The following is a 13,833-nucleotide window of genomic DNA, read 5'->3' as shown; positions in this document are numbered from 1 at the left end:
TCCGCCGATTCCGCCGATCCGTTCGACGCGGACGATGCCGCGTCACCCGCGCCCGGCACGGAGCCGCGCAGTGCCGCGCCGCGTCGCGCCGGCCCGCGGCGCGGCGCCGACGGGCGGCTCGCACGTGTGCCTCGACACCGCGTCCGGGGCTCATCGAGGTGCATTCTGCGGCGAGCCGTCGCGCACGTGCCTGATGACACACATCACTTCCAAGGACCATCCGCTGGTGTACACGACCTGATGGTCGTTGCACGTGCATCGTGTCATCTCCCCCGTGCGCCACTACCTTCCCAAACAATGGACCTCGATGTTCCACGCACCACGTTCTGCCCGCACGGCGCGCTCTCTGGCTGACGCCCATCGCCTTCGTGCCGTCGGTCAAAGGATCCGGGGAATCCGGGTAAACGATAGAGTGAACGGGTCCGCCGAGTCTAACGACAAGGTCCAGCTGAAAGACCATGACAAGGTGAGCGAGCGCTTCTTGGTCATCATCGGAGAGTAGACAATCAGGAAGCAAGACAGGTTACACCACGAGGTATACGAGGAAAGATGCGAAAAAGAGACACGGGGAGGCACACGAAACCGAAAGCGACAGGTAAAGGTGGTACCGGACGAGACGCCGAAGGACCATTCGTGACGGAGCACAGCCATACGGCATGGTGGACGCGGTGTCGACGAGGCGGGCGCAGCCGGCGCAAAGCGCAAGAAGAAGCCGGCCGCCGACAAACCCGTGAAGACCGTCGACAAGCTCGCGAAGCTCGGCCTCACGCGCTCGATCGATCTCGTGCTGCATCTGCCGATGCGCTATGAGGACGAAACCACGCTCACGCCGATCGGCGACCTGCTGCCGGGCGGCATCGCGCAGTCCGAAGGCGTCGTGTTCGACAACGAGGTCGCATACCGGCCGCGCCGCCAGCTCGTCGTGAAGATCCAGGACGACGACGGCGAGCAGCTCGTGCTGCGCTTCCTGAATTTCTACGGTTCGCAGGTCAAGCAGATGGCCGTCGGCCAGCGGCTGCGTGTGCGCGGCGACGTGCGCGGCGGCTTCTTCGGGATGGAGATGGTGCATCCGGCGGTGCGCGTCGTCGAAGCGGATGCGCCGCTGCCGCAGGTGCTCACGCCCGTTTATCCGAGCACGGCCGGCGTGTCGCAGGCGTATCTGCGCAAGGCGATCGAGAACGCGGTCGAGCGCACGCCGCTGCCCGAGCTGCTGCCGCCCGAGATCGGGCGCGACTACCTGAAGCCGCTCGGCGTGCCGACGCTCGAGCAGGCCGTGCGCATCCTGCATCACCCGGGCGTCGATTCCGACGAAGCCGCGCTGATGGACGGCTCGCATCCGGCGTGGACCCGCATCAAGTTCGAGGAACTGCTCGCGCAGCAGCTGTCGCTCAAGCGTGCGCACGAGGAGCGCCGCACGCGCGCGGCGCCCGCGATGCCGCGCCGCACTGCGAGCGACATCGACGCGCTGACGACGCGCCTCTACGCGGCGCTGCCGTTCAAGTTGACGGGCGCGCAGTCGCGCGTCGTCGACGAGATCGCGCACGATCTCACGCTCGCGCATCCGATGCAGCGGCTGCTGCAGGGTGACGTCGGCAGCGGCAAGACGGTCGTCGCGGCGCTGGCCGCCACGCAGGCCATCGATGCCGGCTACCAGGCCGCGCTGATGGCGCCGACCGAAATCCTCGCGGAACAGCACGCGCGCAAGCTGCGCGCGTGGCTCGAGCCGCTCGGCGTGTCGGTCGCATGGCTCGCGGGCAGCCTGAAGGCGAAGGAGAAGCGCGCGGCGATCGAGGCTGCGGCGCTCGGCACCGCGCAGCTCGTGATCGGCACCCACGCGATCATCCAGGACACCGTCGAATTCGCGCGGCTCGGCCTCGTGATCGTCGACGAGCAGCACCGCTTCGGCGTCGAGCAGCGTCTCGCGCTGCGCGCGAAGGCCGCGAACGCGGCCAACGGCGCGCGCGATTTCCAGCCGCACCAGCTGATGATGTCGGCCACGCCGATTCCGCGCACGCTCGCGATGACGTACTACGCGGATCTCGAGGTATCGACCATCGACGAGCTGCCGCCGGGCCGCACGCCGGTGCTGACGCGCCTCGTCGGCGACGCGCGGCGCGAAGAGGTGATCGCCCGCGTGCGCGAGGCCGCGCTGACCGGCCGCCAGGTGTACTGGGTCTGCCCGCTGATCGAGGAGAGCGAGACGCTGCAGCTGCAGACGGCCGTCGAGACCTACGAGACGCTGGCCACGGCGCTGCCCGAGCTGAAGGTCGGGCTCGTGCACGGCCGGCTGTCGCCGGCCGACAAGGCGGCGGTGATGGAGGCCTTCACGCGCAACGACGTGCAGCTGCTGGTCGCGACGACCGTGATCGAGGTCGGCGTCGACGTGCCGAATGCGTCGCTGATGGTGATCGAGCACGCGGAGCGCTTCGGCCTCGCGCAGCTGCACCAGCTGCGCGGCCGGGTCGGGCGCGGCACCGCGGCGTCGGTATGCGTGCTGCTGTACACGGGCCCGCTGTCGCTCACGGGGCGCGAACGGCTGAAGACGATGCGCGAGACGACCGACGGCTTCGAGATCGCGCGGCGCGATCTCGAGATCCGCGGCCCCGGCGAATTTCTCGGCGCGCGCCAGTCGGGTGCGGCGATGCTGCGCTTCGCGAACCTCGAGACCGACGGCTGGCTGATCGATCCGGCTCGCGACGCCGCGACGCGACTGATCGCCGCGTATCCCGACATCGTCACGCAGCATCTCGCGCGCTGGCTCGGCGCACGGGAGCAGTATCTGAAGGCCTGATTCGCGCTTTCGGGGTCGGATTTAAAACCGCCATTCGACGGAGATTCGATGCATCCCGATGCAGAGAAACTTGGCGAACCGGTGCCAGTGGGTGTATAAATTAAACCTATCGCCTGTATATCCCTGATTGACCCACAATGACCCTGACTGAATTGAAGTACATCGTCGCGGTCGCGCGCGAACGGCATTTCGGTCGCGCGGCCGAAGCATGCTTCGTGAGCCAGCCGACGCTATCGGTGGCGATCAAGAAGCTGGAAGACGAGCTGAACGTGCAGATTTTCGAGCGCGGCGCGAGCGAAGTGAGCGTGACGCCGATCGGCGACCAGATCGTCACGCAGGCGCAGCGCGTGCTCGAGCAGACCTTCGCGATCAAGGAGATCGCGAAGCAGGGCAAGGACCCGCTCGTCGGCCCGTTCCGTCTCGGCGTGATCTACACGATCGGGCCGTACCTGCTGCCGACGCTCGTCAAGCAGATGATCCAGCGGGTTCCGCAGATGCCGCTGATGCTGCAGGAGAACTACACGCTCAAGCTGCTCGAACTGCTGAAACAGGGCGAGATCGACGCAGCGATCATGGCGCTGCCGTTCCCCGAAACCGGCCTGATGGTGCGGCCGCTGTACGACGAGCCGTTCGTCGTCGCGCTGCCGGCGGGCCATCCGTGGGAGAAGCGCGACGAGATCGACGCCGAGGACCTGAAGCAGGAAACCATGCTGCTGCTCGGCAATGGTCACTGCTTCCGCGATCACGTGCTCGGCGTGTGTCCGGAGCTGATGCGCTTCTCGCAGACGGCCGACGGCATCCAGAAGACCTTCGAGGGCTCGTCGCTGGAAACGATTCGCCATATGGTCGCGAGCGGCGTCGGCATCACGGTGCTGCCGCGGATGTCGGTCGCCGAGGTCGGCCCGCGCGCGAACGGCCCCGATGCCGAGCTGCTGTCGTACGTGCCGTTCAACGAACCGGTGCCCGATCGCCGCGTCGTGCTGGTGTGGCGCAAGAGCTTCACGCGGATGCCCGCGATCGATGCGATCAGCGATGCGATTGCCGCGTGCGAGCTGCCCGGTGTCGCGAAGCTCGACATGCCGGCGACGATGAACTGAACAGGGCGCGGCGCGCCCGCATGTCGGCCGATGGACGGGGTCTTGCGACCCCGTTTATTTTTTTCTATCGCATAGATAAAATTAATCAAATTAAAATAATCGATAGGTTTGCATAGAATGCTCTACATGGATCGGCGCCGGATCGGCAGCCCGATTCGCACGCTGGATGCAAGCGTCAAAGGAGGATGTCATGATGCGGTCGGTAATGCAGCACGCGCAGCGGAACATCCCGTCGCGCGACGAGGTCGTAACTCGCGCCAGGGCCGTGGTCCGCAACCTGCGCCCGATTGCGTTCGCGTACCTGGCGGACCGTGTGTACGGCGGCTGAGCGCCGCTGCACGCCGGTCCTGTGTTCCCCCGATTCACCTGCCGTCCAGCCATGAGGGAGCATTGCATGTCCGAAGTCCGGAAAACCACCCGCACCGCCGGCGTAGCGCCGGCCGGTTGCCGATTCCTGGAGCGCCCCGCTTGCGGCGCTTCGCGACGGGAATGCGCACCGCCGGTCACGCACGACATCCCGTAGAAAGCAGGAGGACCAGCCTGTTCCGTTTCTTACCCCCGCAATGACACTCCACGAACCGCGCGCGGCACGCTGCCGGGCCGGGTTGGTGGAGGCACATGAGCAAGCCTAGGAGAAAACGCATGTCGAACGAAAAGAAGTGTCCGTTCAATCACACCGCAGGCAGCGGCCCGTCGAACAAGGACTGGTGGCCGAACCAGGTGAACCTGAACATCCTGCACCGGCACTCGGCGCTGTCCGATCCGATGGACCAGGATTTCGACTACGCGGAAGCATTCGGGAAGCTGGACCTCGCGGCGGTGAAGCGCGACCTGCAAGCGCTGATGACGACGTCGCAGGACTGGTGGCCGGCCGACTTCGGCCACTACGGCGGCCTGTTCATCCGCATGGCATGGCACAGCGCCGGCACGTACCGGACCGCCGACGGCCGCGGTGGCGCGGGCGGCGGGCAACAGCGCTTCGCACCGCTGAACAGCTGGCCCGACAACGGCAACCTCGACAAGGCACGCCGGCTGTTGTGGCCGATCAAGCAGAAGTACGGCCGCAACATCTCGTGGGCCGACCTGCTGATCCTGACCGGCAACGTCGCGCTCGAGTCGATGGGCTTCAAGACCTTCGGTTACGCGGGCGGCCGCGTCGATACGTGGGAACCGGACGACGTCTATTGGGGTTCGGAAAAGATCTGGCTGGAACTGAGCGGCGGCCCGAACAGCCGTTACTCGGGCGACCGTGACCTCGAGAACCCGCTGGCCGCCGTGCAGATGGGCCTCATCTACGTGAACCCGGAAGGCCCGGACGGCAACCCCGACCCGGTTGCGGCGGCACGCGACATCCGCGAAACGTTCGCGCGGATGGCGATGAACGACGAAGAGACGGTGGCGCTGATCGCGGGCGGCCACACGTTCGGCAAGACGCACGGCGCGGGCCCCGCATCGGACGTCGGCCCCGAGCCGGAAGCGGCCGGCATCGAACAGCAGGGTCTCGGCTGGAAGAGCACGTACGCATCGGGCAAGGGCCAGGACGCGATCACGAGCGGCCTCGAAGTCACGTGGACGTCGACGCCGACGAAGTGGAGCAACGACTTCTTCAAGCACCTGTTCAGCTACGAATGGGAACTGACGAAGAGCCCGGCCGGTGCGCACCAGTGGGTCGCGAAGGGCGCCGACGAGGTGATTCCCGATGCGTTCGATCCGGCGAAGAAGCGTCGCCCGATGATGCTGACGACCGACCTGTCGCTGCGTTTCGATCCGGCCTACGAGAAGATCTCGCGCCGCTTCTACGAGAACCCGGCCGAGTTCGCCGACGCGTTCGCACGCGCCTGGTTCAAGCTCACGCACCGCGACATGGGGCCGCGTGCGCGCTATCTCGGCCCGGAAGTGCCGGCCGAGGCACTGCTGTGGCAGGACCCGATCCCGGCCGTCGACCACCCGCTGATCGATGACGCCGACGTCGCGGCGCTGAAGGCGAAGGTGCTCGCGTCGGGCCTGTCGGTTGCGCAGCTCGTGTCGACCGCATGGGCGTCGGCCTCGACGTTCCGCGGGTCGGACAAGCGCGGCGGCGCGAACGGCGCGCGCATCCGCCTCACGCCGCAGAAGGACTGGGACGTGAACCAGCCGGCCGCACTCGCGACGGTGCTCGGGACCCTCGAAGGCGTGCAGAAGGCGTTCAACGACGCGCAGACGGGCGGCAAGAAGGTGTCGCTCGCCGACCTGATCGTGCTGGCCGGTGCGGCTGGCGTCGAGCAGGCCGCGAAGAACGCGGGTATCGCGGTGACGGTGCCGTTCGCACCGGGCCGGATGGACGCGTCGCAGGAGCAGACCGACATCGAGGCGATCGCCGTGCTCGAGCCGGTTGCGGACGGTTTCCGCAACTACCTGAAGGCCGCGTACAAGACGCCGGCCGAGGCGCTGCTGGTCGACAAGGCACAGCTGCTGACGCTGACCGGGCCGGAGCTGACGGTGCTCGTCGGTGGCCTGCGGGTGCTCGGCGCGAACGTCGGCGATGCGAAGCACGGCGTGTTCACCGATCGTCCGGGCACGCTGACGAACGACTTCTTCGTGAACCTGCTCGACATGGGCACGGAGTGGAAGCCGGCGTCGGCCGCGAACGACGTGTTCGAAGGTCGCGATCGTGCGACGGGCCAGGTCAAGTGGACCGGCACGCGCGTCGACCTGATCTTCGGCTCGCACTCGCAGCTTCGTGCGCTGGCCGAGGTGTACGGCAGCGCCGACGCGAACGAGAAGTTCGTACGCGATTTCGTCGCAGCCTGGAACAAGGTGATGAACCTCGACCGCTTCGACCTCGCGTGAATCTCGCGATGCGGTAACGCAGTCACGTTGTAACGTGAAACGGCCGGTCGTACGACCGGCCGTTTTTTCTTCCGATTCAAGGTTTTGTCGAAGGAGTGACGACCATGACGCAAATGATGCTGGACATGCGCGCGCCGGCCGAGTGGGCGCGGCGCATCGTCGGTTCCGCGATCGTCGTCGGCGGTGCGGCCGAGCTGGTCGCGCAGGCGCTGCACGCGATCGCGTCGGCTGCAGGCGGCTGAGCGGCGCGATTCGCTCGCCGCTCCAGACGGGCATGTCGCGAACGGATGCCGCGCAGAGGTGTCCGGACTGTCAGCCCGGGCCGGTTCGCCCGCATCGGGTCAAATCCTGGGTGGGGGCGGCGCCGGGGTGCATCTGTCCCCTGATAAGACGCGCGGGCTGCCCCGACATGACGCGAACCGCCGGTCGGTTCTAAAATGCCGGGGTTATCTTCCCGGTGCTTCGCCATGCTTGCCCGCTTCCCCCTGTATCTGCGGCTCGTCCGGATGGACAAGCCGATCGGCAGCCTGCTGCTGCTCTGGCCGACGCTCAACGCACTGTGGATCGCGTCGGACGGCCATCCGCGCTGGCCGCTGCTCGTGATCTTCGTGCTCGGCACGCTGCTGATGCGCTCGGCCGGCTGCGCGATGAACGACTATGCCGACCGCGATTTCGACCGTCACGTGAAGCGCACGGCCGACCGGCCGCTGACGTCGGGCAAGATCCGCGCATGGGAAGCCGTCGCGATCGCGGTGGTGCTGTCGTTCATCGCGTTCCTGCTGATCCAGCCGCTCAATACGCTGACGAAGGAGCTGTCGGTCGTCGCGCTGTTCGTCGCCGGCTCGTATCCGTTCATGAAGCGCTTCTTCGCGATTCCGCAGGCGTATCTCGGCATCGCGTTCGGCTTCGGCATTCCGATGGCGTTTGCGGCCGTGCAGGATACGGTGCCGATGCTCGCCTGGGTGATGCTGATCGCGAACATCTTCTGGTCGGTCGCGTACGACACCGAATATGCGATGGTCGATCGCGACGACGACATCAAGATCGGGATTCGCACGTCCGCGCTGACGTTCGGCCGCTTCGACGTCGCGGCCGTGATGGCGTGCTATGCGGTGACGCTCGGCATCTACGTGTGGATCGGCGTGACACTCGGCTTCGGTCTTGTGTACTGGGCCGGCTGGGCGACGGCGGTTGGCTGCGCGCTGTATCACTACACGCTGATCAAGGACCGCGAGCGGATGCCGTGCTTCGCGGCGTTCCGGCACAACAACTGGCTCGGCGGCGTGCTGTTCGCGGGCATCGCCGCGCATTACCTGCTGGCGGGGCCGACGGCCAACTGACGCGGCCGCGCGCCGGCGCGCGATGCCAACAAAAAAGCGGCCGAGGCCGCTTTTTTGTTGGCCCTGCCAGGCAAGCCCGGCAGACGGCGCAGCGCTTACGCGCGGCCGAGTTCGTCGCCCATTTCCTTCGCGCGCGCTTGCGCTGCGAGCGCGCCGCGCACGATCGCTTCCTTCACGCCCTGCGCGTCGAACGACGCGAGCGCGGCGGCCGTGGTGCCGCCCTTCGACGTCACGCGCTCGCGCAGCACGCTCGCCGGTTCGCCCGATTGCGCGGCGAGCTGCGCGGCGCCCGTGAACGTCGCGACCGCAAGCGCGCGGCCCTGTTCGTCGTTCATGCCGAGGCGGCGCGCGGCTTCCTGCAGCGCTTCGATGAAATAGAACACGTAGGCCGGGCCGCTGCCCGAGATCGCCGTCACCGCGTCGAGCTGCGCTTCGTCGTCGAACCACACGATCTCGCCGACCGCGCCGAGCACGTTCGACGCGAGCTCGCGCCCGGCCGCGTCGACGCCCGGCAGCGCGGCGAGACCGGTCACGCCCATGCCGACCAGCGCGGGCGTGTTCGGCATGGTGCGCACGACGCGCGCGTAGTCGCCGAGCCAGCGGGCGAGATCGGTGGCGCGGATGCCGGCCGCGATGCTGATCACGAGCTGCGACTTCAGATGCGGCGCGAGCGCCTGCGCGACGTCCTTCAGCACCTGCGGTTTCACCGCGAGCACGATCGCGTCGTAGTCCGCGAGCGTCGCGTCGACGGCCGCGCCGGTGCGGATGCCGAATTGCTGCTCGGCGCGCGCGCGGACTTCCTCGTTGACGTCGATGGCATAGAGGCCGTCAGCGGCGACGCCGCGCTTGACGAGGCCGCCGATCAGGGCCGCGGCCATGTTGCCGCCGCCGATGAATGCGATTTTCATGGTATCGAAATGAGCGAGTGAGTGAACGGAAAGGCGGAAAAGGGCGGCGCTCAGTGCGAATAGTCGCGTGCGCCGAAGATCGCGGTGCCGACGCGCACGACCGTCGCGCCTTCGAGCACGGCGGCTTCGAGATCGGCGGACATGCCCATCGACAACGTATCGAGCGGCAGGCCCTCGGCGCGCAACGCGTCGAACAGCGCGTGCAGCGCGCGATGCGGCGCGCGTTGCGCATCAGTATCGCCGGCCGGTTCGGGAATCGCCATCAGGCCGCGCAGGCGCAGCGCCGGCAGCGCGGCGACCGCGCGGGCGACCTCGGCCAGGTCGGCCGGCGCGACACCGCTCTTCGACGCCTCGCCGCTGATGTTCACCTGCACACACACGTTGAGCGGCGGCAGGTGCGCGGGACGCTGTTCGGCAAGGCGCTGCGCGATCTTCAGCCGGTCGACCGAATGGACCCAGTCGAAACGCTCGGCGACGGCGCGCGTCTTGTTCGATTGCAGCGGCCCGATGAAATGCCATTCGAGCCCGGCGCGCAGGTCGGCGAGCGCGTCGATCTTGTCGATCGATTCCTGCACGTAGTTTTCGCCGAACGCGCGTTGTCCGGCCGCATGCGCGGCGCGCACGTCGTCGGCGGGAAACGTTTTCGATACGGCGAGCAGCGAGACGGTGGCGGGATCACGGCCGGCCGCGCGGGCGGCGTCGGCGATGCGGCGATGAACGGAATCGAGGCGGGCGGCGAAATCGGACATGACAGGAACGGAAGCGGGCACGAGAAGCGAATACGGCGGTGGATGCGGCGCGGCACGCACCGCATCGATTCGCCCATTATACGGACCGGACGCCGCGCGCGGCCGGGCGGGCAGCCGGCCATCCGCGCTAGTCAGTATGACTCCCGTGGAGCAAAGGCTGGCCTGCCGTGAGGAATCAAACGCGGGTTAGCATTGCTGCCAGAGCCGCACGGTGCGGACAGGGCCGCACCCGGCGATTTCCAGCACGGAGGCCAGCATGGAACACGATAGCACGCTGTACGTCGGGCTCGATGTCCATAAGGAGTCGATCACGGCCGCCTATGCGCTCGGCATGGGCGAGGTTGAGCTGCTCGGCAAGGTCGGCGCCACGAAGACGGATATCGATCGCTTATGCAAGCGCCTGCAATCGAAGGCGTCGCGCATCCGTATTGTCTACGAGGCGGGCCCATGTGGTTACGGGCTTTACCGTCAACTTCAGCAGAAGGGAATCGACTGCATGGTGTGTGCACCGTCCCTGATTCCAAGGAAGCCGGGAGAGCGCGTAAAGACCGATCGGCGCGACGCGATCAAACTGGCGCGTTCGCTCAGGGCTGGCGACCTGTCGGAAGTCTATGTCCCTACCGTCGAAGACGAAGCGTTTCGCGATCTGGCACGGGCATGGGTGAGTGCCAAGGATGATCTGAAGCGTGCGCGTCAGCGGCTGAAGTCCTTTCTGCTTTCGCATGGGGTCGGCTATACCGGTCGCGCCGACTGGAGGGCGGCACACCGGCGCTGGCTGAGCACGTTTGCGTTCGACAGCGCATGGCAGCAGTTGGCATTCGAAGAACATCGACGCACGATCGAGGACCGTCTTGCGCAATGCGATCGACTGGAAGCTGCACTGCGCGAGGCAGTGGTTGCCTGGCGCTTTTATCCGGCAGTACTGGGTCTGCAAACGATGCGCGGCATGCAGTTCACCACGGCGGTCGGCATGCTTGCCGAGTTGGGCGATCTGTCACGCTTCGCGCATCCCCGCCAGTTGATGGCGTGGTTGGGTGTAACGCCAAGCGAGCACTCGTCCGGCGAAAAACGCCGTCAGGGCAGTATCACCAAGAATGGCAACAGTTATGCGAGAAAACTGCTCGTCGAATCGGCATGGAGCTATCAGCATCCGGCTTGTGTCAGTCCGGAGATTCAGCGCCGCCACGAAGGGATCCCCAAACCCATCATAGATCGAGCGTGGGACGCGCAGGTGCGCCTGTGTCGACGCTATCGAACGCTCGTTGCACGCGGCAAGCAGAAGAACATCGCCGTGGTCGCGGTTGCCCGTGAACTGAGCGGGTTTATCTGGGACATCAGCCAGCTTGCCATGTCACTTGCTTCGCAACCGCAGAGGCGCGAGGCTTGAGCAGGCGAGCGCGAGTCCTCGATCACCGAGCAAAGAGTTCCCTGAAGGCGGCGTAGCCCGGCACATGAGTAACCCGCGCCACGGCTACGCAACGAATCCGATTCGACTTGCGACGCTAGATAGCGGCAGGCTCATCGGGCGGACCTCTGTAATGCGGTAGCCAACCCGCGGATATCAGCGTGATCCACCGTCGAGATGTACTGCTACGCCGCCCTCAGGAAATTCGAATGGAACCTCTCAGAGAGAATTGAAAACCGATCCCAATTGACAGCGGGAGTCATATCAGCCGTACAGCAGATGCTCGACGAGCTGGATCCAGTGCGCGACCGGAATCTGCGTGCCGCTTTGCAGGTGTGCGATGCAGCCGACGTTGCCGGACACGATCATCTGCGGCTCGAGCGCCTGCAGCTTCAGCAGCTTCTGCTTGCGCAGCCGGTACGACAGCGACGGCTGGGTCAGCGAATAGGTGCCGGCCGACCCGCAGCACAGATGGCTGTCGGCCGGCAGCCGCACGTCGATGCCGAGCGTCTCGAGCAGGCGCTCGACTTTGCCGCGCGACTGCTGGCCATGCTGCAGGGTGCACGGCGGGTGATAGGCGACGGTGTGGATCGCGCGGCGCCGCGCGAGCGTCGCGAGCTCGGCCTCGAACGCGAGGAGCACGTCGGAGATGTCGCGCGTCAGCGCGACGATGCGCTGCGCCTTCTCCGCGTAGGCCGGATCGTCGCGCAGCAGGTGCGCGTATTCGAGTACCGTCGCGCCGCAGCCCGATGCGTTCATCACGATCGCCTCGGCACCTTGCTCGACGTACGGCCACCACGCATCGATGTTGCGACGTGCGTCGGCGAGCGCTTCGTCGTGATAGTTCAGATGCAGGCGGATCGCGCCGCAGCAGCCCGCGTCGGGCGCGACGATCGTTTCGATGCCGAGCGCGTCGAGCACGCGCGCGGTCGCGATGTTGATGTTCGGCAGCATCGACGGCTGCACGCAGCCGCCGAGCATCAGCATCTTGCGCGGATGCGTGCGCTGCGGCCATTCGAGCAGCCGCGTGCGCGGCGGCACCTTGTCGCGCAGCCGTTTCGGCAGCAGCGGCCGCATATGCTGGCCGAGCCGCATCACCGGCGAGAACAGCGCCGCGTTCGGCACGAGGGTCGCGAGCAGGCGGCGCACGAGCCGCTGCTGCAACGGCCGCTGTACCTGCGCTTCGACGTGCTTGCGGCCGATCTCGACGAGCCGGCCGTACTGGACGCCCGACGGGCAGGTCGTCTCGCAGCTGCGGCACGTGAGGCAGCGGTCGAGGTGCTGCTGCGTGCTGCGCGTGACGGGCGCGCCTTCGACCATCTGCTTGATCAGGTAGATGCGGCCGCGCGGTCCGTCGAGTTCGTCGCCGAGCAGCTGGTAGGTCGGGCACGTCGCGGTGCAGAAGCCGCAATGCACGCACTTGCGCAGGATCGCGTCGGCCTCGTCGCCGTCGGGCGTATTGCGGATGAAATCGGCGAGGTTCGTTTGCATCTTAGAGATCGGAGTAAAGCCGGCCGCGGTTGAAGATGCGTGCGGGATCGAACGCGGCCTTCAGCCCGCGGTGAATCTTCATCAGCGGCGCGGGTAGCGGCGTGAACACGCCCGCGCTGCGATCGTAGGACTCGCCCGCGCGGAACAGCGTCGCATGGCCGCCGGCCTGCTTCGCGCTCATGCGCACCGTCTGCGCATCGGCGTCGGTGATCCACCAGCGTTGCGCGCCGCCCCATTCCATCAACTGGGTGCCGGGCAGGTGCATCGGTTCGGTGATCGACGGCAACGCGAGGCGCCACAGCGCATAGCCGGGCGGGATGCCGTGGAAGAACGGGTCGGTATGCTCGCGCAGGCCGGCCCAGAAGCGTTCGGCCTCGACCGCGTCGACGACTTCGCCGCCGAGCAGCGTCTTCGCGGATTTCACGGCGGCCTCGGCGCCCGACAGGCGCAGCACCAGCGTGCCGTTGCGCCACCCGCTCGCGCTGACGGGCAGCGGATGGCCGCCCCATTCGTTGAGCTTGCGCACCGCGTCGGTCGCGGTCATCTCGAACTTCAGCGTGACTTCGGCGACCGGCACCGGCAGCACCTTGATCGACAGGTCGAGCATCAGCCCGAGCGTGCCGAGCGAGCCGGCCATCAGCCGCGACACGTCGTAGCCGGCGACGTTTTTCACGACCTGGCCGCCGAACCGCAGCACTTCGCCGCGGCCGTTCATCAGCGTGACGCCCAGCACGAAATCGCGCGGCGCGCCGCAGGTCGCGCGACGCGGGCCCGCGAGGCCGGCCGCGATGCAGCCGCCGACGGTGGCCGCGCGGCCGAAGTGCGGCGGCTCGAACGGCAGCATCTGGCCGCACTCGGCGAGGACGGTTTCAAGCTGCGCGAGCGGCGTGCCCGCGCGGACCGTGACGACGAGTTCGGCCGGGTCGTACGACACGATGCCCTGAAACGCGCGCGTGTCGAGTATTTCGCCGTCCAGCGCCTGGCCGTACCAGTCCTTGGTGCCGCCGCCGCGAATCCGCAACGGCCGGCCGTCGGCACTCGCGGAGCGGATACGCTCGGCCCATCCGGCGACGATGTCGTCCTCTTCCATGTTCTGTTGCTGCCTCGTCTTGTTGTCCGGTCGATTGTACCGGGGTGGCGCGAATCTACATCGCGACTATCCCTAAGCCCCGTATCACGAAGGCATGCAGCCGCCCGCCGCGCGCGGGCAGTGGGGCGGCAGG

The 13,833-nt window shown here is 67.0% G+C and carries 9 protein-coding genes and 1 pseudogene; 6 read left to right on the top strand and 4 right to left on the bottom strand.

All coding sequences use genetic code 11. The features are described 5' to 3' along the window. Positions 1-673: 673 nt before the first annotated feature. The 5 genes and pseudogenes from recG to ubiA form a co-directional block, all read left to right on the top strand. Positions 674-2,791: pseudogene (recG, locus tag GEM_RS13935) on the top strand (ATP-dependent DNA helicase RecG); the annotation flags it as partial. Positions 2,792-2,928: 137 nt separating this feature from the next. Continuing rightward, on the top strand, positions 2,929-3,888 hold the full coding sequence (locus GEM_RS13930; RefSeq protein ID WP_006476864.1) for a LysR substrate-binding domain-containing protein: 960 nt from the start codon (positions 2,929-2,931) through the stop codon (positions 3,886-3,888). Between the two features lie 642 nt (positions 3,889-4,530). Next, positions 4,531-6,717, top strand: coding sequence for a catalase/peroxidase HPI (gene katG / locus GEM_RS13925; RefSeq protein ID WP_014898034.1), 2,187 nt, complete (start codon positions 4,531-4,533; stop codon positions 6,715-6,717). A gap of 104 nt (positions 6,718-6,821) precedes the next feature. After that, positions 6,822-6,959 carry a hypothetical protein gene (locus tag GEM_RS31845; RefSeq protein ID WP_014898033.1) on the top strand — a complete coding sequence of 46 codons (138 nt, stop codon included), beginning with the start codon at positions 6,822-6,824 and terminating at the stop codon, positions 6,957-6,959. Positions 6,960-7,184: 225 nt separating this feature from the next. Then, complete coding sequence (gene ubiA / locus GEM_RS13920) at positions 7,185-8,057, top strand: 4-hydroxybenzoate octaprenyltransferase (protein ID WP_014898032.1); 873 nt, start codon at positions 7,185-7,187, stop codon at positions 8,055-8,057. 95 nt (positions 8,058-8,152) lie between these two features. Here ubiA and proC read toward each other — a convergent pair whose 3' ends face one another. Further along, positions 8,153-8,965 (bottom strand): pyrroline-5-carboxylate reductase, encoded by an 813-nt coding sequence (gene proC / locus GEM_RS13915; protein ID WP_014898031.1) that lies wholly within the window; start codon positions 8,963-8,965, stop codon positions 8,153-8,155. 50 nt (positions 8,966-9,015) lie between these two features. After that, positions 9,016-9,714 (bottom strand): YggS family pyridoxal phosphate-dependent enzyme, encoded by a 699-nt coding sequence (locus tag GEM_RS13910; protein WP_014898030.1) that lies wholly within the window; start codon positions 9,712-9,714, stop codon positions 9,016-9,018. Between the two features lie 256 nt (positions 9,715-9,970). On the opposite strand from GEM_RS13910, the gene GEM_RS13905 reads away from it, so the two are divergent. Then, positions 9,971-11,101 carry an IS110 family transposase gene (locus tag GEM_RS13905; protein WP_014898029.1) on the top strand — a complete coding sequence of 377 codons (1,131 nt, stop codon included), beginning with the start codon at positions 9,971-9,973 and terminating at the stop codon, positions 11,099-11,101. A 282-nt stretch (positions 11,102-11,383) separates the two neighbouring features. On the opposite strand, the gene glcF is transcribed toward GEM_RS13905, so the two are convergent. Together glcF and glcE are read right to left on the bottom strand one after the other, a co-directional pair. Continuing rightward, positions 11,384-12,610 (bottom strand): glycolate oxidase subunit GlcF, encoded by a 1,227-nt coding sequence (glcF, locus tag GEM_RS13900; RefSeq protein ID WP_014898028.1) that lies wholly within the window; start codon positions 12,608-12,610, stop codon positions 11,384-11,386. 1 nt (position 12,611) lies between these two features. Next, on the bottom strand, positions 12,612-13,700 hold the full coding sequence (gene glcE, locus GEM_RS13895; RefSeq protein WP_014898027.1) for a glycolate oxidase subunit GlcE: 1,089 nt from the start codon (positions 13,698-13,700) through the stop codon (positions 12,612-12,614). Positions 13,701-13,833: the final 133 nt, after the last annotated feature.

It is taken from the genome of Burkholderia cepacia GG4 (genome assembly GCF_000292915.1).
GTDB lineage: Bacteria > Pseudomonadota > Gammaproteobacteria > Burkholderiales > Burkholderiaceae > Burkholderia > Burkholderia cepacia_D.
Note: the sequence above shows the minus strand (reverse complement) of the source record. Positions and strands in the feature narration are given on the sequence as shown.

Coding starts and splice junctions, on each gene's coding strand:
- GEM_RS13930 (WP_006476864.1), top strand. CDS start 2,929: ATGACCCTGACTGAATTGAAGTACATCGTCGCGGTCGCGCGCGAACGG.
- katG (WP_014898034.1), top strand. CDS start 4,531: ATGTCGAACGAAAAGAAGTGTCCGTTCAATCACACCGCAGGCAGCGGC.
- GEM_RS31845 (WP_014898033.1), top strand. CDS start 6,822: ATGACGCAAATGATGCTGGACATGCGCGCGCCGGCCGAGTGGGCGCGG.
- ubiA (WP_014898032.1), top strand. CDS start 7,185: ATGCTTGCCCGCTTCCCCCTGTATCTGCGGCTCGTCCGGATGGACAAG.
- proC (WP_014898031.1), bottom strand. CDS start 8,965: ATGAAAATCGCATTCATCGGCGGCGGCAACATGGCCGCGGCCCTGATC.
- GEM_RS13910 (WP_014898030.1), bottom strand. CDS start 9,714: ATGTCCGATTTCGCCGCCCGCCTCGATTCCGTTCATCGCCGCATCGCC.
- GEM_RS13905 (WP_014898029.1), top strand. CDS start 9,971: ATGGAACACGATAGCACGCTGTACGTCGGGCTCGATGTCCATAAGGAG.
- glcF (WP_014898028.1), bottom strand. CDS start 12,610: ATGCAAACGAACCTCGCCGATTTCATCCGCAATACGCCCGACGGCGAC.
- glcE (WP_014898027.1), bottom strand. CDS start 13,700: ATGGAAGAGGACGACATCGTCGCCGGATGGGCCGAGCGTATCCGCTCC.